General features: G+C 42.8%; 11 protein-coding genes. 4 read left to right on the forward strand and 7 right to left on the reverse strand.

Annotation, left to right across the window (positions count from 1 at the left end; translation table 11 throughout):
- Positions 1–12: 12 nt before the first annotated feature.
- The 4 genes from PCC7418_RS18885 to PCC7418_RS18900 all read right to left on the reverse strand — a co-directional run bounded on the left by PCC7418_RS18885 (position 13) and on the right by PCC7418_RS18900 (position 7,606).
- Positions 13–2,475, reverse strand: coding sequence for a hypothetical protein (locus tag PCC7418_RS18885; protein WP_015227785.1), 2,463 nt, complete (start codon positions 2,473–2,475; stop codon positions 13–15).
- The gene (locus tag PCC7418_RS18890; protein ID WP_015227786.1) at positions 2,462–6,442 is read right to left on the reverse strand and encodes a hypothetical protein; all 3,981 of its coding nucleotides are present in this window, start codon (positions 6,440–6,442) and stop codon (positions 2,462–2,464) included. The genes PCC7418_RS18885 and PCC7418_RS18890 overlap by 14 nt, the downstream gene beginning before the upstream one ends.
- Before the next feature lie 73 nt (positions 6,443–6,515).
- Positions 6,516–6,908 carry a nuclear transport factor 2 family protein gene (locus PCC7418_RS18895; RefSeq protein ID WP_015227787.1) on the reverse strand — a complete coding sequence of 131 codons (393 nt, stop codon included), beginning with the start codon at positions 6,906–6,908 and terminating at the stop codon, positions 6,516–6,518.
- 14 nt (positions 6,909–6,922) lie between these two features.
- Positions 6,923–7,606, reverse strand: coding sequence for an SDR family oxidoreductase (locus PCC7418_RS18900; RefSeq protein WP_015227788.1), 684 nt, complete (start codon positions 7,604–7,606; stop codon positions 6,923–6,925).
- Between the two features lie 459 nt (positions 7,607–8,065).
- Between PCC7418_RS18900 and PCC7418_RS19600 the strand changes: the two genes are divergently transcribed.
- Entirely contained in the window at positions 8,066–11,707 is a 3,642-nt protein-coding gene (locus PCC7418_RS19600) for a PAS domain S-box protein (protein WP_015227789.1), read from the forward strand.
- A 2-nt stretch (positions 11,708–11,709) separates the two neighbouring features.
- Here the strand turns inward: PCC7418_RS19600 and PCC7418_RS18910 are convergent, their stop codons facing one another.
- Positions 11,710–13,611, reverse strand: a complete 1,902-nt coding sequence (locus PCC7418_RS18910) for a GTPase family protein (protein ID WP_041596821.1) — start codon at positions 13,609–13,611, stop codon at positions 11,710–11,712.
- Positions 13,612–13,719: 108 nt separating this feature from the next.
- Between PCC7418_RS18910 and PCC7418_RS18915 the strand changes: the two genes are divergently transcribed.
- Both PCC7418_RS18915 and PCC7418_RS18920 read left to right on the forward strand, forming a co-directional pair.
- Positions 13,720–14,328 carry a Uma2 family endonuclease gene (locus tag PCC7418_RS18915; RefSeq protein WP_015227791.1) on the forward strand — a complete coding sequence of 203 codons (609 nt, stop codon included), beginning with the start codon at positions 13,720–13,722 and terminating at the stop codon, positions 14,326–14,328.
- Position 14,329: 1 nt separating this feature from the next.
- Entirely contained in the window at positions 14,330–15,727 is a 1,398-nt protein-coding gene (locus tag PCC7418_RS18920; RefSeq protein ID WP_015227792.1) for a carotenoid oxygenase family protein, read from the forward strand.
- Positions 15,728–16,246: 519 nt separating this feature from the next.
- On the opposite strand, the gene PCC7418_RS18925 is transcribed toward PCC7418_RS18920, so the two are convergent.
- Together PCC7418_RS18925 and PCC7418_RS18930 are read right to left on the reverse strand one after the other, a co-directional pair.
- Positions 16,247–16,969 carry a peptidoglycan-binding protein gene (locus PCC7418_RS18925; RefSeq protein WP_015227793.1) on the reverse strand — a complete coding sequence of 241 codons (723 nt, stop codon included), beginning with the start codon at positions 16,967–16,969 and terminating at the stop codon, positions 16,247–16,249.
- A 237-nt stretch (positions 16,970–17,206) separates the two neighbouring features.
- A complete protein-coding gene (locus PCC7418_RS18930; RefSeq protein WP_015227794.1) occupies positions 17,207–18,487 on the reverse strand; it encodes a GTPase family protein in 1,281 nt (426 codons plus the stop codon).
- A 233-nt stretch (positions 18,488–18,720) separates the two neighbouring features.
- Here PCC7418_RS18930 and PCC7418_RS18935 point away from each other — a divergent pair, with 233 nt between their 5' ends.
- Positions 18,721–21,609 (forward strand): glycerol-3-phosphate acyltransferase, encoded by a 2,889-nt coding sequence (locus tag PCC7418_RS18935; protein ID WP_015227795.1) that lies wholly within the window; start codon positions 18,721–18,723, stop codon positions 21,607–21,609.
- Positions 21,610–21,687 lie beyond the last annotated feature (78 nt).

Genomic DNA, 21,687 nt, shown 5'->3' on the forward strand with positions numbered 1-21,687 from the left:
GGTTTTTACCTGTTAGTATTTCAGTGGTGCATCTGCTTCATCAGGGTTAGATTGACACTCACGCCATCGTTTGACTAATGTAGCAACACAAGGATTACCCGCTAGCTGATTGATCCGAACCCAGTCCACATCAAGCAGCTTCGTCAGTAAGTTAGTATCGAGTTCTCCTTGTAAAGCGTGCCATTGTCGGATACTCGGTTGGCGTTGAAGTTGTTTTTTAAGAGGAGCTAGCCCTCCAACAACATAGTATCCTTGTTCTGGATCGTGCCATAATTTTTGAATTCCTGGAACTTCGCGCAACCATTGTCTAACATCCCCCAAAGGAAGCTCAAAAACCCGAGATAACAAAGTTGTCCAAGAAGATATTAAGTTTGAAGGATTTCTTGATTTAGGTTTTTCGTCAGGTTTCAAGCGAGCATTTCTGATTTCTAACAAACGCCTTGAAAAATCTTTCTTGATTTCCTGATAATCAACTACTGTTGAACCTTCATCGCACATCTCTTTCAATGTTTTATACCAACAGTGAATTAGAGTATCTAGCTCTTGTAATAATCCCTTCTTTTTACTAACAGTTAACTCTCCTTCCTCTGTAAGTTGTTCAACCTCTTTCATCATTTTCTCTTGAGGAGGAAGCTGCCATCTCTCAATGGGGAATTTCAGATGATTTTGCGAGTTTAAAGTTTTTCTCATCTCCTCTAGATGGAGAGGAATCATGTAGGGGGTCTCATATTGAGGATCTTGAAAATAGATTGATACCGTCTCGGATTTGTGAATCACAATAGTCAACTTGCGTAAAAATTTTGTGAGCTTTTCTGGAGAACTGTTGCATCCCTCCATAACAACTTTAGGTTTGTAATTATAGGGCCATTTTTCGTTTAGAAGTGTAAGCAGAGACTGAACTGATGTGTTAAAAGAATTCAGCACCTCATTGCAATCCCTAACACAATTTGAATTTAAGGAATTAAAGGGAAGCATCACAGGTCTATCATTTTTTACTGTAAATAGATAGCCATCAGTGATTACAATGAGGCTTTCGGTAAGCAAATCTTTTTGCTGAGGCAGTGATGTGCTGATCTTTGCGTCTTGATTCAGTAGTAAGTATTTCAGTTCAAGCTCTTTAATCACAATTTCTGCCTTTCTAGTTAATTCTTCTTGGCAGAGTTTGGTATCAAACTGAGAGAGGTCGTATTCGTAATATTTTGAATCTACTTCAGGAATTAAAATAGTCTCATCATTATCATCAGTTTGTTCAACAAGGAGTCCAGCTTCCACTGAATCACTGCTCAAATCATGAGGGTTAACATTAATATGCTGACAAGCAACTTGTGTCCTCAAGGTTTCAGTTAAGGGATATCGATCATCAACGATACCTTTTAGTTGATCAATTAATATTAGAATTCTTTGCTGATTCTGGACTTCGAGCTTAGAAAGATCATGGGGTTCAATATCAGGTAATAGACTCAGTTGTGTCCCTAATTTTTTATTATCTAGGGCTTGCTGGATACGACTAACGATTTCTGAAGCTGGTATCGCTTTCGACATCCTCATATCCAAAACATCGACCTTAGTATTCAATGGGATGCTCGTAATTACACTTTGAGTAGAAGAGTTAGATTTATATTTTGTCTGAGTCAGTAAGGACTTTAAGTTGAGGACTTTGGGTTCTAAATCAAATCCAAATTCTGCAGCCTGCTTGATCAACTCCTGTTGAACAGATTTGAGGATATAGCACCGACTTTTTTCCAGTGCCTCAACGGATGAGAGATCGAGGAAAGGACGATTTTGCCGACGATTTTTGTTTTTTGGAATTGTTTTGTATATTGTCCTTGATGGCTGGTTTCCCTTAGTGGGTATCCATCGCATGAGAACATTTTTTTCACCATATATCCATAAAGGAGACCTACACTTAAGAACATCTTCTTCAGGTTTGAGGGGTCTTAAGGGAACGTTCTCATAAGAGAGAACCACTTCAGTCGTCTTTTGATCAGCTAATTGTTGAGTTCGACAATCTAGGCTCATCGCATTAATCCCTGTACTCTTTTTCCCTTGCCAAACGTCAATTTTCAGCAAGGGTTGTCCCTTGGTATGACTTCCTCTGCAATGATTACCAAACGCGACTGCCTTACGCATAATGAGCCTGATCCAGACGGGATTCATTTCAGGGGTGTAGCGTATCCTTTCAGGAGAAAGGTGAATACCATCACTATTTTTGATCACAGGTGGCTCATCATCAGTAGAGTCAAGAGCAACAAATAAACCAAACCGTTCATTATAGTTCCGCATCAGATATGGATAGTATTGATAAGATAACTGAGAATCCAAGTGATCTACCCACTCTTGCCAACGATAGCTCTTTAGCAATGGGTAGTGATAGACAACCAGTCGTTCTGCTTTACTCGCGTCAATTTCATCATCTCGATAAAGTGTGTGTGAAAGTGGCAGTTGGCGTATGTTGTCATCCTTATTCAATTGCATCGAATTCCTCCTTTTCATTGACATTGCAATTATGAAAAAGTAATTTTATGAATTCTTCAAAGCCAGGAGTAGAGGTATTGTCGGCATTTTCAGTGACACAACCACCCAAAATTAAGATATCGGCTTGACTAACTAGTGTCACTGGTTTGAGTGTGTTGTCAAAGCCCAGTAACTGAGCATCTTCTCTCATCGCTACAAAGTTTAAGACTGCTAACTTTATGTTTTCCCCCTCTGCTGCTCGGATTTGCTCAAGTTTGTTGATTAAATCGAGAGGCGCTTGGTTTGGGTCTGCTCCTTGTCCTAGCCATTCTTGATATTCTAAGTCTGCTTGATCTTGGCTACGTTGATTCCAGAATTTGGCATCGACACGAAAGTCAGAATCAGAAACAGTAAAGTCATAGAGTTCTAAGACACTAGGATGGTTAAGCCTTGTGTGAGTTTTTATTCCTCTGTCATTGAGTAAGGCTCTGATTGCTTCTTCTCCTAAGCGACCTTGAAGTAATCGCTGGACAACTAGAGGATGAAATGGGTATCTTGCCTCTGTCTCGTTAGCAAAGGGAAAAATAGATGTTCTGTAACCCCTTTGATTAAACCAATCAAGGATAGCATCGCGTCTTTGGATCTGCTCATATAACCCTTCTGGATAATATCGGATTCGATTCTCACCAGGAGAGCTAAAAAATTGCCAGGTTTTGGGATTGTACCAGATATCGCCATCAGGAATGCTCTCAGGAGGTCTCTCACAACAAGCCCACTCTTGCAGAGGAATATTAAGACCATATTGACTACTGTTGGGATTCCATCCATAGTCTTGTTTCAGAATGGCTTGACCTAAATAGTGCCATAATTGTGCAAGTTTATCAGTTTCCTTTTCACTCTCCCGTGACTGACGAATTGCAGGAACTAATTGCTGATCTATGATCTCAACCGCTTTCTCTCCTGTTTGAGTGGGTGTCATGAGATCAGTTATAAAATCACCTTGCGCCCTTTTGCATCGTTTCAGTAACGCTTCCAAAAGTTGAATATTGAGCTTACTGATCAATCGACGGTTATTACTGAAGGTGGGCATTGATGCAAATTGACTCAGTGCTTTCGCGATCTCAGATGTTAAATGAATTTCAACTTGAGGAGTCTTTCGCCAAGCTCGCTCAATACGACCCACTTGTTGCTGAACATTGGCTGCCGTATTTTTAATATAGTCATCAGAGCGCTTATAACGTTTGTTGAGGATTGAAATTTCCTTCTGAGAATTGGTCATCAAAGGTAATATATTTTTTTTATGTTCGTAATGAGATAATTCTCCTACTCGACAAAGTTTGTCGAGATTCCTCAACTGAAAGCCAGCATGGGACATTTTATCTCCAGTGTCATCACTATCCTCAAAGGGGGAAAAGTAAAAATGCTGGGCTTCCAACAGGTATAAACAAGTCAGATCCATTTGCTCCTGAGAATCAGGAAGAGAAAAGTCTAAGTTGATGCCATTGGTTGCAGAAGCCGTCTGGGTTAATATGAGGACAATTCGATTGGTGTCAAATGCAGCTTGATACGCATCGCTAAAGCCAGTTCTCTTTTGAGATTCTGCCGTTAGTAAACAAATAATTGCAGGTGCGTCATGAATCACAACGGGAATAAAAACATCATTGAATATCTTTGGGTCAAAAGTCTTTTGATGGGAGTGATTCTGTAAGATTGAACTAAAGTCGTTATCAAGTTGTAACCAAGAAATAAACTCTCGATTTTGTTGCGCCTGTGGTTCAAGTAACCATTTTCTCAAGTATTTTGTAGAGTTAACAAAAGCAAGTTGCCCTTGGTGATGTTTATTTTTCCCAGCCAAGTTAATAACATGAAGTAACTGGCTCAGCACTTTTTGACGATGCTTTTTCACAGCATCGGAAATGGGTTTTTCATTTTGCTGGAAAAAGTCTGGTGTTAATGAATCAAGCATTTCTCTCCCTTCATGACTTTGCTGGGTTGAGTCGAATTCATTGACCTTTACTTGTAAAGTAGTTTGTCTGATTGAAGCCTTTTCTGCGCTCACTTGTTCAATCATGTTGTGCTGGAGGTCTAAATCAGCCTCCGATTGCACATAGGGAATCGGCTTTTTAAACCAGGATTCCTTTCTATCACTAAACTCAGTGCCTAAATAGCTTTTGGTGATGCTTGGGTTTCGAGCTTCAGCAAGATATTTGAGTGCAGATGTCAGCCAACGAGTATCAAAATGACCAATGGCACGCTCTATGTAAGAAGTTGCGGAAAGGGCAAAGACTAGGTTTCTGCTTGCTAATGAGAGCAAAAGTCCTTCTGGTGTGGTGGGGAGAAAGGCTCGTCTAATTTCAATTCGCAGTGGATCAAGGTCTATTTCTGATGTATTTTGCTTCAGGAGCCAGTTCGTTAAACCATAAACATGAGCATGAGTATTGGGGAGAATATTGCTTTTAGTCAGAGGTCTTAACTCAACCAGATTTGCTTTTGGTAAAAAATACGAGGACAAATTAGGTAAAGTTGAACTGTAATGGGATGGACGATAATCATTGGCGGGATCAAACAGTAGTTTACTGAGCTTTTTAATATAGTCTCTCGCTTCCTCTTCAGTTGAAGAAATATCGGAGATCATCAGGCTAAACTCGCGGATAAATTTCTCCATTAAACGTAAGAAACTGCCAACATCGACCGCTTCTTCAGTTTCATTGTCCTCTACTTTTCTTTGTTCAATTTCATAGCCATGTTTAGAGCGACGCATCGCTAAGGGCTGACTGGTAACTAAATGATCGGAACGAAATAAAAATTGTTCGCTGAAGGTTTTGTTCTCTTGATAGTCTTTCAACGGAACAACCAAAGCTCGTGACGATCTGAGATCGATATTTTTAGTTTTTAACTCTTGCTCTATTTCATCAAGAAAGTTTTTGAGTCGATTGTTAATTTCTCGAACGGATTCAGATTTAACATATTGCATGCGCTGCAATAGTCTTTTTCCATTTTCTAAAAGTTGCCCGATACACTCAGGCGGTTCTTGTACCAATTGGGTTTGTGCTAAGAGTTTCTGAAGGACATCAGCTTGATAATCAAATTCATCAATAAAAATGACGTGATCCTTCAAGCGATTATCGGAAATGCGAACTTTATGCTGACCATCATAAAAGGATGAAAAGAGTTTGTGAGTGGTCATAATTAGCAGATGCTGCTGCTGGTCATGCCAACAAATTGCGGGAAAAATACGTCTAATCCAACAGTTACTTCTAAACTTATTAAGACGCTTTTGAGCAGATTTTACAGCTTTACTATCATTCCCAAACTGTTTTATTTGTTTTTCGACTTTTTGTTTTAAATTAGCCATATTGTCGAGTAGGCTAGACTCAAGTGAAGCGCAGGATTTTCTCAAGTCTTCCTTTTCCCAAGCGATATATTTGTGGTAAAGTTTAGCGTTTTTAGAATTAATTGTACGGCTTGCATATTTGATCGCACTACAGGTTTGCTTCAGTTCTTCCTCAAGATTTTCAGAGGTGAATAATTCGTCATTTTTGAGACGCTCAATTGAAGCAAAAGGATCTGGTAGATCAGATGAGTTCGTCCCCGTTTCATGGGGGAGGGGAGTTTGGGTAACGGCTGAAACAACATTCTCATATTGAGCATATACAATGCTCACCGATAAAGGCTGACCCTGGCTATCTTTTGCCGTAGCAATGCTATGAAAAATGTCATGAAGAATGTTCCATCTGTGGGTGACAAAGATGGCTTGTCGATTAAAATTTTTGATCAGTTCTAAAGCTGGTGCAATTCTGTCGGCATTACTTTTTCGATAAAGTGAACTCGTTTTACCACCGCCTGTGGGACCTTGTAGTTGGCAGAAACCTGCAATTCCTCGCTGATTCAGAGTCTGATCTTTTGGGGATTGTTCTGCAAGCTGGATTGCTTTTTCTAGGGTATGTTTAATAACGGCATTGTAAGATTGTAATGGCTCTGTTGTCACGTTTCACCTCATTTGTTTAAGTCACTTTGATTAACCAATTGATGCTCAGAATTGATCAATTATAAATCCTATTTTAATTGGACATAATTGGACTGCCATGATGATGGATAAGATACCATTTTTGTGCCATTTTGCGGAAGGTATTCGTGGCTAAAGATTGGGCTTGGATTTTTCTTCGTCGCTGCACTTGCATCACATTTTCCATCACAATTACTTGCGCGATCGCGTAATCGACTTCTGTTGTCACCACTTCGACATTGATTTCTAAATAATCGGTATTTTGGAATATTTTTTCCCAAGAAGTGCGAATGTTATCCCAACCTTGAATTAGCTTACCACCCGGATGAATACAAATGCTGCCGTTTCCTTGCCACCAGATTTGATTCATGGTGGTGATATCTTTTTTCTCGAAGGCGCGATAAAAGGAATCATTGACTTCAAGAACCGTTTGTGCTTCTTCACTCATTTTTTTTCTCAATTTTAAGCAGGAACTGTTAAGGGTTGACCGTTTTGTTTGGGTTGAATGTTTAGTAAAAAGGGAACGGCTTTTTTGACCCAAGCATTAACAGGGGTAAAGCTGGCTGCACTACTACCAAAACAAGTTTCTAACATTTCTGTATGAATAATGCCTGGGTTTAAAGGAATCGCAGCCATCCCTGAAGGGAGTTCTTGCGCGATCGCGCGGGTTAAGCCTTCAATTGCCCATTTGGTTGTACAATAAGGAGCAACATGGGGAGAAGTGGAACGTCCCCAACCTGAACTAAAATTAACAATAATTCCCTGTTTTTTTGCCATCATGGCGGGTAAAAATTGACGCATCACATTGGCAACGCCTTTAATATTGACATCAATAATTTGGTCAAATTCTGCGGTTGGAACATTCCAGAATTCTGTGGATTGATTAATTAATGCTGCATTATTCACAACCAGATCAGGGGGATCATAATTAGCTAAAAGTTGATCCTTCCATTGTTCCACTTGCGCTTCATCGGAAACATCAACTGCGGTAAAAGAATGAGGTTTTCCATAAGTTTGATTAAGGTCTTGAATGGCTGTTTCATTTCGCGCACAACCGACAACGGTACAGCCTTCTGCGATAAAGTTTTCAGCCATGGCGCGACCTAAGCCTTGACTAACCCCTGTAATTAAAATCCGTTTCGTCATGATCTCATTGCTGTCGTTACCTAGAGTCCAATTGACTCAGCTTAAAATATTTCTGAATCGTGAACTGTTTTCTATTGGGCATTTCACAACCACTGTACCAATTCGTTCTGAAGATCGAGGGATGAGCTTCATGACCCTAATTTTAACTAAATCATCAATTCGTTAAATTCAATTTAATTTTCTGATTCAAATCACACAATTCTGTGGTAGCATGAAAAATAAATTTTCCTGATAACATCATTTAGGTTTTTGGGTTATGTTATCAGACCCAACAGAGTGTCAATGTGGATGAGCGCAATCTTGACAGTGCTGCTTTCCTGGCAGTGCAATCTTCAATCTATAATCTCTGGGCGATCAGAATTGTTCCTGCTGACAGCTTCCCGCAAGGCTTGCCATCACATAATCCAGTTACTAGTAGCACCCAGAGCTTCAGAAAGGTCAGCCTAACGAAAAAAACAGATGTTTGATATTTTTAACCGTTTTCATGCTTGTCAGAATCAAACAGACCTTTTAGCAGTAGCTGTCGAGGAAGTGCGAGCCTTTTTCCGCAGCGATCGCGCTCTGGTTTATCAATTTTATCCCAATCATACAGGAGAAATCGTTGCTGATTCTGCCAGTGAGACTGCAACAGTCATTGATCCTACCACTGGTGAACAATGGCGACAACAGCTAGCAGCGATAAACACGCCACAGGTGATTAACTCATGTGAGGAGATCGGTTTCCCGAGTCTGGTGTTTCCGATTCCTATTCAAGGAGAGATTTGGGGATTATTGATCATCAAGCAAAATGATCAAGTATCACAAGAGGAGGACATCGAAACCTTAGAACCTATCATCAACCAACTCGCGATCGCGCTGCAACAACTTATTACCCAAGAACAACTACAAGCAGAACGACAACAGCGTCAACAACTTGAACAAGAATTGCGAACGACGAAAAAACGCCTACAAGAAGCGCAGGGAATTCTCAAATCTCAAGGTGTCATCCAGAATCTTACCCAACAGCCAGAAGCAGAAGCAGCAGCAGTTTTAGAGGATCAACAAGCAGAACTCCGTTATGTATCGCAACGCTTACAAATAGCCATTCAAGCTGCAGAAATGGGAATCTGGGAGTGGGATTTTGTGAGTGATCGGCTAATTTGGGATCAACGGATGTATGAAATTTTTGGTGTCGATCCTGATGCGTTTACAGGCACTGTCAAAAGTTGGCAAGACACCTTACATCCTGAAGATGCTGCTGAAACCATTCATCAAATTGAGCGAGCCATTCAAGGGGAACAAGAATTTGTCACCGAATTTCGGATTATTCATCCTGACGGATCAATTCGCTGGATCGAAGCCCAAAGTTTATTAGTGCGGAACGAGCAAGGAAAACCAGAACGCATCATTGGCTCTAATATTGATATTACTGACTATAAACAAGCCACAGCAGAGCGTCAAAATTTAATTCAGGAACTTTCAACCTTTAAAGCTGCTCTTGATGAAGCTGCCGTTGTTGCCATTACTGATTCTCAAGGAGTGATCACTTATGTCAATGATGCCTTCTGTAACTTATCCGGTTATTCCCGCAAAGAACTCATGGGTCAAACCGATCACCTCATGAAATCAGATTATCATCCCCCAGAATTTTTCGAGGATTTGTGGGCAACCCTACATAGCGGTGAAGTCTGGCGTGGAGAAATTTGCAATCGTACCAAACAGGGAGACTTCTATTGGGTTAATAGTACCCTTGTCCCTTTTTTAGATGAGACTGGACAACCCTTTCAATATTTGGGCATTCACTTTGATATCACTGAACGTAAAGCAGCAGAAACTGCCCTTGTAGAATCTCAGCAATTTATTGAAGCGATTCTCGATAGCGTGCCTTTCCCCATCTTTTGGAAAAACCGCGACTCGGTATTTTTAGGTTGTAATCAGACCTACGCGAATCTCACCCGCCTCCCTTCTCCTGCTGCGGTGGAAGGAAAGACTGATTTTGATTTTCTGCTTCATACCAGTCAGATTGAGAAAATCCACCAAGACGATCAAGAGGTAATGAGATCGGGTCAACCTAAATTAGGAGTGGAACAACACATTATTAATATTGCCCAGCAAGAAACATGGGTTGAAGTCAATCGCGCCCCGCTCAGAAATAGTCGCAATGAAGTGATTGGCTTAGTAACCACAATCCAGGATATTAGCGAACGTAAAGCAGCTAACTTGGCGATGAAACGGCAACTTGCTGCCATTGAAGCTGCGGTTGATGGCATCAGTATTTCACAAGGAGACACTTATCTTTATTTGAATCAAGCCCATGTCGAGCTATTGGGTTATGAAAGTCAAGAAGAATTGCTCGGTCAGTCTTGGCGGAGTTTCTACTCTCCAGAGCAAGTCACTTGGTTTGAGCAGGAAGTCTTCCCTACATTGGCGAAAAAGGGCTTTTGGCAAGGAGAAGCCGTTGCGACTCGTAAAGACGGTTCAACTTTTGACCAAGGGATTTCTTTGACGCTAACAGATGAAGGATTAATGATTTGTGTCTGTCAAGATATTACAGAACGAAAACAAACAGAATTCGCCTTGCAAGCTAGCGAAACTCAATTTCGACGAGTGTTTGAGTCTAATGTGGTCGGGATGATGTTTACTGATTTTAGCGGTCAGATCACGGATGCCAATGATCAATTTCTAGACATTATTGGCTATAGCCGAGCCGATTTAGAAGCCGAACGCATTAATTGGGTAGAGATCACGCCCCCAGAGCATATCGAAGCGGATGAGCGGGCGAAGGAGCAGTTGCAACGCCATGGCGAGATCCAACCCTTTGAAAAGGAGTACCTGCGTTCAGATGGCAAGCGTGTATCGGTGTTGCTGGGTGTTGCGTTGTTATCGGAAAAAGATGCTCGTTGTGTTTGCGTCGTGGTCGATATCAGCGATCGCAAAGCAGCAGAAGCAGAATTACAACGCACCAATTCCGAACTAGAACGGGCAACTCGCCTTAAAGATGAATTTCTGGCGAACATGAGCCATGAACTGAGAACGCCCCTCAATGCCATTTTAGGGATGACGGAAGGACTCAAAGAACAAATCTACGGCTCTCTCAATCCAAAACAGATGCAGTCTTTGGACACGATCGAGCGCAGTGGTTCCCACTTACTCTCTCTGATTAATGACATTCTAGATCTCTCAAAAATTGAATCAGGGAAAATGGAACTCGATCGCGCTTCTACTGCAGTGGAACCCTTGTGCCAGTCTGCGTTCGTATTTATCAAACAACAAGCCTACAAAAAGCAAATCAAACTGGAAACGCAACTGCCTTCTAATCTGCCAAAGTTATGGATTGATGAACGGCGCATCCGCCAAGTCTTAATTAATTTACTCACCAATGCTGTCAAATTTACTCCTGAAGGCGGAAAAATTACCCTGAGTGTCAACACGAAAAAAGAAACAACCTCTCGCCCTGCTGCTGTGCAGATTGCTGTCAGTGATACTGGAATTGGCATTAGACAAGAGAACTTAAATCAGCTATTTCAACCGTTTGTGCAAGTGGATAGCACTCTCAATCGAAAATATGAAGGAACGGGATTAGGGTTGGCTTTAGTCAAACGGACCGTGGAACTTCACGGAGGAGAAGTCAGTGTCAGCAGTGAAGTGGGGGTGGGCAGTTGTTTTACCATTGAATTGCCTTATATGATGGGGGCAGCATCTGCTGAAACAACTACTCCATCGGATTTAGAAATCACCGTCACTGAAGAGCAAACCCCTGCTTTAATTTTGATGGCAGAGGATAATTCAGCCAATATCCTAACGATGAAAAGCTATCTCGAAGCAAAAGGGTATCGTCTGATTGTCGCTAATAATGGACTGGAAGCAATTAACCTTGCGCGATCGCAGCAACCCGATCTGATTTTAATGGATATCCAAATGCCAGATCTCGATGGGCTCGAAGCGATTCAACAAATTCGGAGTGATGGGAATGAGACTGTGCCGATTATTGCTTTAACAGCTTTAGCCATGGAAAACGATCGCGATCGCTGCTTAGAAGCGGGGGCGAATGACTATTTGACGAAACCAGTGCGCCTCAAAGAATTAGTAACCACTATTGAAAACTTCTTAAATCGTGACTAGGATTACTCTTCTAAATATTCTTCAAAGGTTTCTCGCAACTGACTGACACTTAATCCTTTTGTCCAATAAGCAATCAACGCATGACCAAAGGCAAAGGCATTTTTTTCTGGAGACTCGGAATGATCTAATAATAATGACCACAGCGATCGCAGATCAAATTCATACAATTTACTTTCGCTATTAAACAGACTAAATAATTCATACGCCATCTGTAGTTTTCCAATGACGAGGGGAAGTTCTTCCACTGGAATCTGTTCGAGGAGAAGTTTTCCTAAAGCTGGGGAACCAGTGGAGAAAGTAGAGATATATTCTAAAATAGGATTCTTGAGCAGTGCTGTCACCCCTTGCGTTGTGGTCATTTGTTTAGTGTAACGATCAATGATTTTGGCTGCGGTGGCACTTTGGGCAGCGCGATCGCGCAGAAATCGCCCTAGACGCAACTGTTTAGCAGGTGTAATCCGATTCATTAACGCAAAGGATAGTTGTTCGGTATTCCAGCCGTCTCGTTGGCTATCCGCATCCCAAGTGACAAGGGGGAAGACTTCTTGACAAAAGTTCCCTAGTTGTTCTTTGCGGTATTCAGTGGCGTTACGAATGCTTTTTTCTTTCGGTTGCATTCCCTGTTCCCAATCATAAGGGGGATTCCATTCCCGCATCGGGCGCAGGCGATCCACTTGGGTAACAACAGTAATAATGGGTAAATCTTCAATTTTTGTTGTTACCTCTTGCAGAAACTCATGATCCATTGCTAAAGCGGGATCTAAAGCTGGGGTCACCAATAGCAGTAAATCCGCAGTGGTAGCGTAATCTAACACTAACTCGCGCAACTCACCGCCACTCACCTGTTCATAACCGGGGGTATCCCAAAGCGTTAAACGATCTCCGCTAATACTTTCCCAATAGTAACTTTCGATTTCATCGGTACTGGGTAACACATCCACTTCCGCTTGTTGCGATTGAAACAGGGTATTAATAACGCTACTTTTTCCCGCACCAGTGCGCCCAATCAGCAGCAAGTTCACTGGTTTTTGTTCGACTTCCGCTTGCGGTTGCGCTTCTTCTAAAATCTCTTGAATGGTTTGGGTTTGCGCTTGAGGAAATTCTTGCGGAGAGGATGAGATTTCTGGAACAGTTGCCGAATCTTTGCCACTATACAGCGCGATCGCGCGTTGGGCAAGTTGTCTCAAGGCTGCTTGACGTAACACTTGCGAGAGATTACCCAGTAATTCTTGATTCGCTTGTTGGTTGTATCCTTGACTCACTTGTTGGGCTAATGCAGCAGCAGGATTAATCACCCATCGCGCCCAACTCCAGACCTTGAGGGCTTTTTGTGCAGAGGGTTGCACGCGCTGATAAACTTCATAAGCGCGATACGCTTGTCCCACTGTCACTTGATTTAACGCCGGAGACAGTTTTTGCATCCACTGATCCACATCATCCACCGTCCCTCGCATTAAGCTATACACTTGGGGGATATAAATATTAAGCAGGGGATATTTCACTTCTGGATTATAAATCTGCGCGATCGCGCTAACCACTTCTTGACAGCGATGCCAAAATAATTGCCAATCTTCCCAAATGGGCGGATCATTTTGTGCCTCTTTCAGAATCTTTTGTAAAGCGGTTTCCACTTGCTGATTAATCTCTTGATCTTCCGTTTCAATCTCAGTGGCTGCTAACTCTTGGTTAATGGTTTCGGTAATCGTTTCCATGTCATCAAAAGCGGGTTTTGTCCATTTTGCTAGTAACCAACGCCAACCGAGGAAAACAAAAGCAACAACGCCCCAAATCCAACTAATTCCCCAGGCTTGAATTTGTAATCCTGCTGCAATCAGGAAAAAGAGAATAATAGAAATAAACGGCGTTACTAAAACAATCCACTGCCAAATTTTTAATTGAATCATTTTATTAGTCATTAGTCATTGGTCATTAGTCACTAGTAACTGTTCTATTATTTGCCTGAGATTTTACAATTAAAGTAGTGCATTCACCATAACCAATCAACGCCTCTGATGCTAACTCAAACTCAACCGATTAGTTTTGAAGAATTTTGCAATTGGTATCCCCATGATGGCAAGCGCTACGAGTTAATTGAAGGAGAAATCATTGAAATGTTGCCCACGGGGACGCATGAAGATATTAGTGGGTTTCTCGTAGCAGAATTAAACTTAGAAATCCGTCGTCATCAACTGCCTTATTCGATTCCAAGAACTTGTCTGGTGAAACCTTCACACCCCCGATCTGGCTATCAACCGGATGTCACTGTCATTAACCGTAACTTGCTGAACAATGAACCCCAATGGTCACAAGCCTCAGTGTTGAAAAACGGTGCAACGATTCCTTTAGTCATTGAAGTGGTCAGTACCAATTGGCGAGATGATTATGGGCATAAGTTTATAGAATATGAAGCAATGGGGATTTCTGAATATTGGATTGTCGATTATCGCGCTTTAGGGGGAGTGCGATATTTAGGTCAACCCAAACAACCGACAATTACCGTGTGTCAGTTAGTCAACGGTGAATATCAAACCCAATGTTTTCGAGCCAATCAAATTTTACAATCGAATGTTTTTCCTGAATTGCAGTTATCGAGCACTCGTATTTTTGAAGCAGGCAATTAAAATGACAGCAACCCAAGTTAACCCTTACCTAGAAGGGAATTATGCCCCGATCCGAGAAGAAACAACGGCGGAAAACCTCAAGATTATCGGTGAACTCCCCGTCGAAATTTCTGGGATGTTTGTCCGTAATGGTCCCAACCCTCAATTTACCCCGCCCGGAACCTATCATTGGTTTGATGGGGATGGCATGGTTCACGGCATTCGTTTACATCAGGGTGAGGCAACCTATCGCAATCGCTATGTTCGCACCCAAGGCTTTGAAACCGAACAAGAAGCGGGTCAAGCCCTCTGGAAAGGACTCCTGGAACCGAGCGATCAAAACCCAGACGGTACCGTTAAAAATGTAGCCAATACAGCCCTAGTTTGGCATAGCGGTCAACTGCTAGCCCTTTGGGAAGGCGGTGCACCTCATGCCCTCCAAGTCCCAGACTTAGAAACCATTGGCATTCAAACCTATAACGGCAAACTCTCCTCTTCCTTTACGGCGCACCCGAAAGTTGATCCCGTCACCGGAGAAATGATCACCTATGGTTATTCTCTCGCGGAACCGCCCTTTCTCCAGTACAGTCTGGTTTCTTCGGCTGGGGAACTGTTATGGACAATTCCCATTGACTTACCCCGAGGGGTTTTAATGCACGATTGTGCAATTACCCAGCACTATACAATCTTTCTGGATTTACCCCTGACGTTTAGTGTGGAACGCCTGCAACGGGGAGAACCAGCCCTGATGTTTGAACGGGATCAACCGGCACGTTTTGGGATCATGCCCCGTCATGGTGACAAAAATAGTATTCGCTGGTTTGAAGCCCCCTCCTGTTATGTTTTCCATACCCTCAATGCTTATGAAGAAGGGGATGAGGTGGTTTTAATTGCTTGTCGGATGAGTTCAACTAATGTTCTCGTCAATGACAGTGCATTTAGCGATCCTGAAGGAGATATTCCCCGGTTGCATCAGTGGCGGTTTAATTTGACCACAGGAACCGTCAAAGAAGAAAACTTAGAACCGACTCCCTCGGAGTTTCCAGCTTTAAATGATCGCTGGTTAGGTTATCCCACTCGCTACGGTTATACCGCGCAAATGGCAAATAGTGAAACGCCTCTGTTTTCGGGAGTGATTAAACATGATTTTCAGGAGAAAATCTCTGAGTTTCATTCTTTTGGGGAAGGACGCTATGGTGGCGATCCTTCTTTTGTTCCCCGTCTGGGGAGTACCCAAGAAGATGATGGCTGGTTACTGACTTTGGTTCATGACCATCAAACCGAAACTTCTGAATTATTGGTCATCGATGGGAAAAATTTCACCGCTGACCCTGTGGCGCGAGTGATCATTCCGCAACGAGTTCCCTATGGCTTTCATAGTGCGTGGGTAACAGAACAACAGTTAAAGTCTAACCATTAAGGTTTTGGGGTTTGCCTTGCCCCCCCGACAAGGCAAGTCCTTCTTTCTTAAAACTGGAATATATAGCAGTTTTCACGCTTCTTTAAGGTATATAGCACTTCCTAATCTCATGAGGTACATTCTAAATTTTGGTTCTTTGTTCTTTGTTGGTTTTTAATCAATGAACCACGAACCATGAACCATGAACATCCACCGACTCGCATTACGTACCTCAACCAACTAGGAAACGCTATAGGTGAGTTTCAACATTTTGGAATGTCCTAACCTGAATACGTGCTGCTATAGCAGTTCTAATTCTTGTGTAATGTGGAATCCACTTATGGTTGCTACATAAAACTGGTTTAATAATCCCCCATTAGCCACCCTTTCTAAGGGGGGTTGGGGGGATAGGTATGTCGCACACTTTTTTGTGTTTCATATAAAAACTTGATTAATCGATCTTTCCTAGCTTCCCCCCTTTCTCAAGGCAGTGAAGGGGGGATAATTGACAACTGATTTAGAATTGCTCTGGCAAGAAAACTAAGGAAGCTCACTGCCAGAAGAGTCCTCGGAATCTCCAGTGGGTGATTGCATCTCGCTAGATTGATTAGATTCTTCAGAATTACTAAAATTACTCATTACTTCCCAAGTCTCTGGTCCAACAATACCATCAGACGTTAAGCCCTCAGATGTCTGAAATTCCTTGACGGCTGACTCTAGATCAGATCCAAAGTTGCCATCAACAGCGCCAGTATAAAATCTTTCATTTCTGAGGAAAGTTTGCAAATCCTTGACAGCCTCTCCCGTACTACCAACTTTCAGCATTGGTGCTTCATCGGGTGAGTATTGGCTCAAACCATTACGACTCGATTCGTCAGATTCGGTTTCTGAAGTTGTGGGGTCAGTAGTGGGGCTGTCAGACTCGGTTTCTGAAGTTGTGGGGTCAGTAGTGGGGCTGTCAGACTCGGTTTCTGAAGTTGTGGGGTCAGTAGTGGGGCTGTCAGACTCGGTTTCTGAAGTTGTGGGGTCAGTAGTGGGGCTGTCAGACTCGGTTTCTGAAGTTGTGGGGTCAGTAGTGGGGCTGTCAGACTCGGTTTCTGAAGTTGTGGGGTCAGTAGTGGGGCTGTCAGACTCGGTTTCTGGGGTCTGAGGCGAAGAGACTTGAGCATTGCTAGGCGTGCTTCCTAACAAGGGTAAAATGATAGCACTCGCAGAAAGAAGACTGAGAGCGAAGAGTCTTGCTTTAGTCAATTTTAAAGACATCGATAATTCTCCTTAGATAAAGTGATTCGGGTGATTCATCAACGTTGGTAGTACCACCCAACGTTGTTTTTAGATTTTTAGAAGAGAAACTGCTACAGCTATCTATGGTTTTCGAGCTCTTTTTTTAAACCTAATTTCCGAAAGTGAAAAAGTTGGGAAAAAGTGAGTTGTTAAACAGATGAATCTTTAATTCCCTATTGCCTAAATCAGAAATGGCTAAGAATGACCAACAACAAATTAATTTTTCTGAAACCGTTCTTTTGCCTCTTGAAACGCATCTTCCATCACTGATTGAATCTTTTGGGGATCGGGTTTTTTCCCACCCATTAAATCCCCAAAATAAACACACGCCCCTTCTCCTAACGCCCAAGTATAAGCAGCAGCCCAAGATGCAGCGATCGCGCTGCCAAAAACAGGAATAAATTTAATTAATTCTCGTCCCACCAGTTGGGCAAAAAATCCGCCTGCAATGGCGCTCACTATTCCACCCGCTTGCGAAAAAGATAATGGTTGTCCATACAGTTTCCCTAGTAAGCCCACTAACGACACTTGTAAGGTCGTCAAAACGGGCATTGTCGCGAAGGGTAAAGGAACTGCAGCCACCGTTCCTGCAATAATAGAAAACGCCAGAATATACCGTCGTCCCACATCCCGATACAAGTTCCCTAGTTTATCACCCACAGAGGTGTCTAATAACTCATACATGGCTTTTGCTTCCGCTTCGGGGAGTAACTCTCCCAAACGGTCACGAAGGGCTTCTAAGCCGTAAAAAACAGGGGTATAGCCATCTTCTTCTAAAGTGAAGTCAATTAAAACTGCGCGATCGTACAAGCCAGAAAAGGTTTCTTGGATTTTATGAAACGGACGTTGGACACTTGAAAACTCTGGGGGATAGTCGGGATGATTTTCCACATCTAGGGGATAGACTTCATGGGAACAAGTGACTGCTAACAAACAAGGTACATCAGGATTTTGTTTCCGTAAGTCAACTGCTGTTTGTCTTAGGGTATCCGTGGCGAAATCATTAATCTTGACCGTTAAAATAATGATGCGAGCGCGGTGTTCGGAACTATTCTCTAAATTGTCCTGTAAATCCTGAATAATCAGAGGCGTGTTTTCTTTAATGTCTCCTAAGCCTACGGTATCGGTAAAAATCACCAATGGTAACTCTGCGGAGGGATAAGGATATTGTTCGGTATGTTGCGTATGAGGTCGAAAGCCTTCCCCAACAATGTTCGCAGATACTCCCGTTAACCCCCGTACAATGGAACTTTTGCCCGCTTGGGGTTTTCCCACTAAAATAATCTCAGTCGTGGGGAGTTCCGCGCGAACTCGTTCTAAAATTTCTGCCATTTCGGTTTCCGAAACGGTAAACCATTGGCTGAGTTTTGCTGTTGCTTTTTGCAAAGGGAGGAACGTTTGCACACGATTCGTTGTATTTTTCCACACAGACGCGATCGCGCTGAACCATGATTGATTCTCAGACTGAGAAGATGAATTTTTATGTTGACGGTTCATCAGGATAGATAAAGAACGCTATCCATTATTTTAAAGTGGCTTGGTCATTAGTCATTGGTCATTAGTCATTAGTCATTGGTCATTGGTCATTGGTCATTAGTCATTAGTCATTAGTCATTAGTCATTAGTCATTAGTCATTAGTCATTGGTCACTGGTCACTGATAACTGATAACTGGTCACTGATAACTGGTCACTGATAACTGGTCACTGATAACTCCCTCTTAAATCGCGTATGACCTTAACACAACTCGGTGGGGCGTTCCTCATTTTCCTTCTCTGCCCGATTTTAGGCGCGTTACCCCTCATTCACTGGTTAACCTTAGGGTTAACTGGACAAAACTTAAAACGCCTTGGCACAGGCAATATTTCGGTATCAGCAGCGTTTTATCATGGTGGTAAAGTTGCTGGCATTTTCGCTGTTGTTTCCGAAGCGGGAAAAGGAATTGCTGTGGTCTTATTGGCGCGTTCTTTTTTCCCAACTGATCCCGTTTGGGAACTGGTGGCTTTAATCGCCCTCGTGATAGGACGTTACTGGGGAGGAAAAGGGGCGGGAACGACAAATGTGATGTGGGGCATCCTGGCTCATGATCCTCTTGGCGCAGGATTAATTTTATTGATTAGTGGGATAAGTTTTACCGTTTTGCGCGATCGCGCTGCGGGACGCAATGGGGTATTAGTTCTAATGACTGTCATTATTGGCTTGCGGAATATCAACACCCCGTCTCATATTATTGCTGTGATGGCGCTGTCTCTCCTGTTATTTGCAATTTACTATAAAATTCCAGATGACCTTGATTTACCGAGTAAGGACGGGAAGAATAGTTCCATGTTTAAATTCTTTCGCGGCGATCGCGCGATCGTTTCCCTTGATGATGTCCTCAAAGCGAAAAAAGTGGGACAAAAAGCAGCAACCCTATCTCAACTCAAACGTTGGGGATATCCCGTTCCAACAGGTTGGGTTCTCCCCGCAGGAGATGACCCCCTGCCTCTGCTAGAATTAGCATCTCCCTCGGCAGAAAATCCCTTAATTGTTCGGTCGTCGGCGGTGGGAGAAGACAGTGAAGACAGTTCTGCTGCAGGACAATATCAAAGTATTTCTCATGTGACGAACCGAGAAGCCCTCAAAAATGGAATTTTACAATGTCAAGCCTCTTATAATAATCCCACGGCTGCCCAATATCGTCGCCAAAAACAACAAGGAGAGTCCGCCATGGCAGTGATCGTCCAACAGCAAATTCAAGGGGTTTTTTCTGGAGTCGCCTTTAGTCGCGATCCCATTACCCAAATGGATGAGGCGGTTCTCATTGAAGCCCTCCCTGGAGAAGCAACTGGCGTGGTTTCGGGACAAGCCACCCCCCAACAATATCGGGTGATTCCTGATTCACCGCCGAGAATAGAAGGGGAAGGAGATATGCCCGAATCGCTTTTGCAAGATGTCGCACAGTTAGCGCGAGAGTTAGAAGACCGCTTTCATGGCTTTCCTCAAGACATAGAATGGACTTATGATGGGGAAAAACTTTGGATTTTACAAAGTCGTCCCATTACTAGCCTACAACCGATTTGGACTCGCAAAATTGCAGCAGAAGTGATTCCAGGGTTAATTCGTCCTCTCACTTGGTCAATTAATCGTCCGTTGACCTGTGGCGTATGGGGAAAATTATTTACTCTAGTTCTTGGCGATCGCGCGAAAGGATTAAAATTTAACGAAACCGCCACCTTACATTACAGTCGGGCTTATTTTAACGCGACTCTCTTGGGGAAAATCTTTCGTCGCATGGGACTCCCCGCAGAAAGTTTAGAATTTCTCACCCGTGGGGCAAAATTTACTCGTCCTTCTGTTCTTTCAACCCTGCGTAACGTACCAGGATTATTGCGCTTAGGGATGCGAGAATGGCGATTAGAAAACGATTTTGCCAAGGATCAAGACGCATTATTTCATCCCACTCTAGAAGAATTACAACAGCAACCCGCTAGTGAGTTATCGCCACAACAATTACTCACTCGTATGGAGATGATTTTAACCACCCTTCATTCCGCCACCTATTACAATATTCTTTCCCCCTTGAGTTTCTCACTACGGAAAGCCGTTTTAAAGGTTGAAGATAACGCCTTAGACTATAACGCTTTACCCGAAGTTTCCTCTAGTCAAGCCCTCGCCCAAATCGCCCAAGATGCGCGGAACTTAGTCCCCATGGATACCATTGAACCGATGAGTGCGCCGTCTTTATTTGCGATGCTGGCGGAACTCCCCGATGGCGAAAGTATTCTCGAACAGTTTCAAGATTGGTTAAAACAGTATGGGTATCTCAGCGAAACAGCGACCGATATTGCCGTTCCCCGTTGGCAAGAAAATCCTCGTCCCGCGCGATCGTTATTTACCCAGTTTTTCTTTAAGGAACAACCGACCCATAATAAAAATGGGACAAAATCTAAAAACCATAGTTGGAAAGAAAATACTGTTCAGCAACGCTTAAATCTCAAAGCAGAAGTTGCAGAAGTTTATAATCGCTTACTTGCCCATCTGAGATGGAGTTTTCTCGCGTTAGAACGCATCTGGTTACAGACGGGACTCTTAAATGAAGAAGGCGATATCTTTTTCCTGAAATTATCGGAAGTTCGTCATTTAGTCAAAAATGATGATCCGAAATTGCGAGAAGAATTGTCTCAACGGTTGCGCGATCGGCGTTCTAATTTTGCTGAAGATGAAAAACTTCCCGCAGTTCCCTATGTGGTTTATGGTAACCCGCCACAGCGCGATTCAGTGGTGATTTCTCCTCAGTTAAGATCTCAACAGCGTTGGCAAGGCATTGCAGCCAGTGCAGGACAAGCCATTGGTCGCATTAAAGTCGTACAAGACCTTTCACAATCAATTACTCTCGATAAAGAAACCATTTTAGTTGTCCCTTATACTGATGCGGGTTGGGGGGTTGTGCTAGCTCAAGCGGGCGGTTTAATCTCAGAAGTAGGGGGAAGACTCTCTCATGGTGCAATTATCGCCCGTGAATATGGACTTCCTGCGGTGATGGATATTCCTAACGCCATTCACCTCTTCCAAGACGGTCAACTGGTCAAAATCGACGGACAAACTGGTATGGTTGAGTTATTAGAAGATGAAAAATAATATCGCAATTCTTGGATAGCATGAGGTACATTCTAAATTTTTGTTCTTAGTTCTTTGTTCTTTGTTCTTAGTTCTTTG

This window comes from Halothece sp. PCC 7418 (assembly GCF_000317635.1).
Classification (GTDB): Bacteria; Cyanobacteriota; Cyanobacteriia; order Cyanobacteriales; family Rubidibacteraceae; genus Halothece.

Coding starts and splice junctions, on each gene's coding strand:
- PCC7418_RS19600 (WP_015227789.1), top strand. CDS start 8,066: ATGTTTGATATTTTTAACCGTTTTCATGCTTGTCAGAATCAAACAGAC.
- PCC7418_RS18925 (WP_015227793.1), bottom strand. CDS start 16,969: ATGTCTTTAAAATTGACTAAAGCAAGACTCTTCGCTCTCAGTCTTCTT.
- PCC7418_RS18915 (WP_015227791.1), top strand. CDS start 13,720: ATGCTAACTCAAACTCAACCGATTAGTTTTGAAGAATTTTGCAATTGG.
- PCC7418_RS18920 (WP_015227792.1), top strand. CDS start 14,330: ATGACAGCAACCCAAGTTAACCCTTACCTAGAAGGGAATTATGCCCCG.
- PCC7418_RS18900 (WP_015227788.1), bottom strand. CDS start 7,606: ATGACGAAACGGATTTTAATTACAGGGGTTAGTCAAGGCTTAGGTCGC.
- PCC7418_RS18930 (WP_015227794.1), bottom strand. CDS start 18,487: ATGAACCGTCAACATAAAAATTCATCTTCTCAGTCTGAGAATCAATCA.
- PCC7418_RS18910 (WP_041596821.1), bottom strand. CDS start 13,611: ATGATTCAATTAAAAATTTGGCAGTGGATTGTTTTAGTAACGCCGTTT.
- PCC7418_RS18935 (WP_015227795.1), top strand. CDS start 18,721: ATGACCTTAACACAACTCGGTGGGGCGTTCCTCATTTTCCTTCTCTGC.
- PCC7418_RS18885 (WP_015227785.1), bottom strand. CDS start 2,475: ATGCAATTGAATAAGGATGACAACATACGCCAACTGCCACTTTCACAC.
- PCC7418_RS18895 (WP_015227787.1), bottom strand. CDS start 6,908: ATGAGTGAAGAAGCACAAACGGTTCTTGAAGTCAATGATTCCTTTTAT.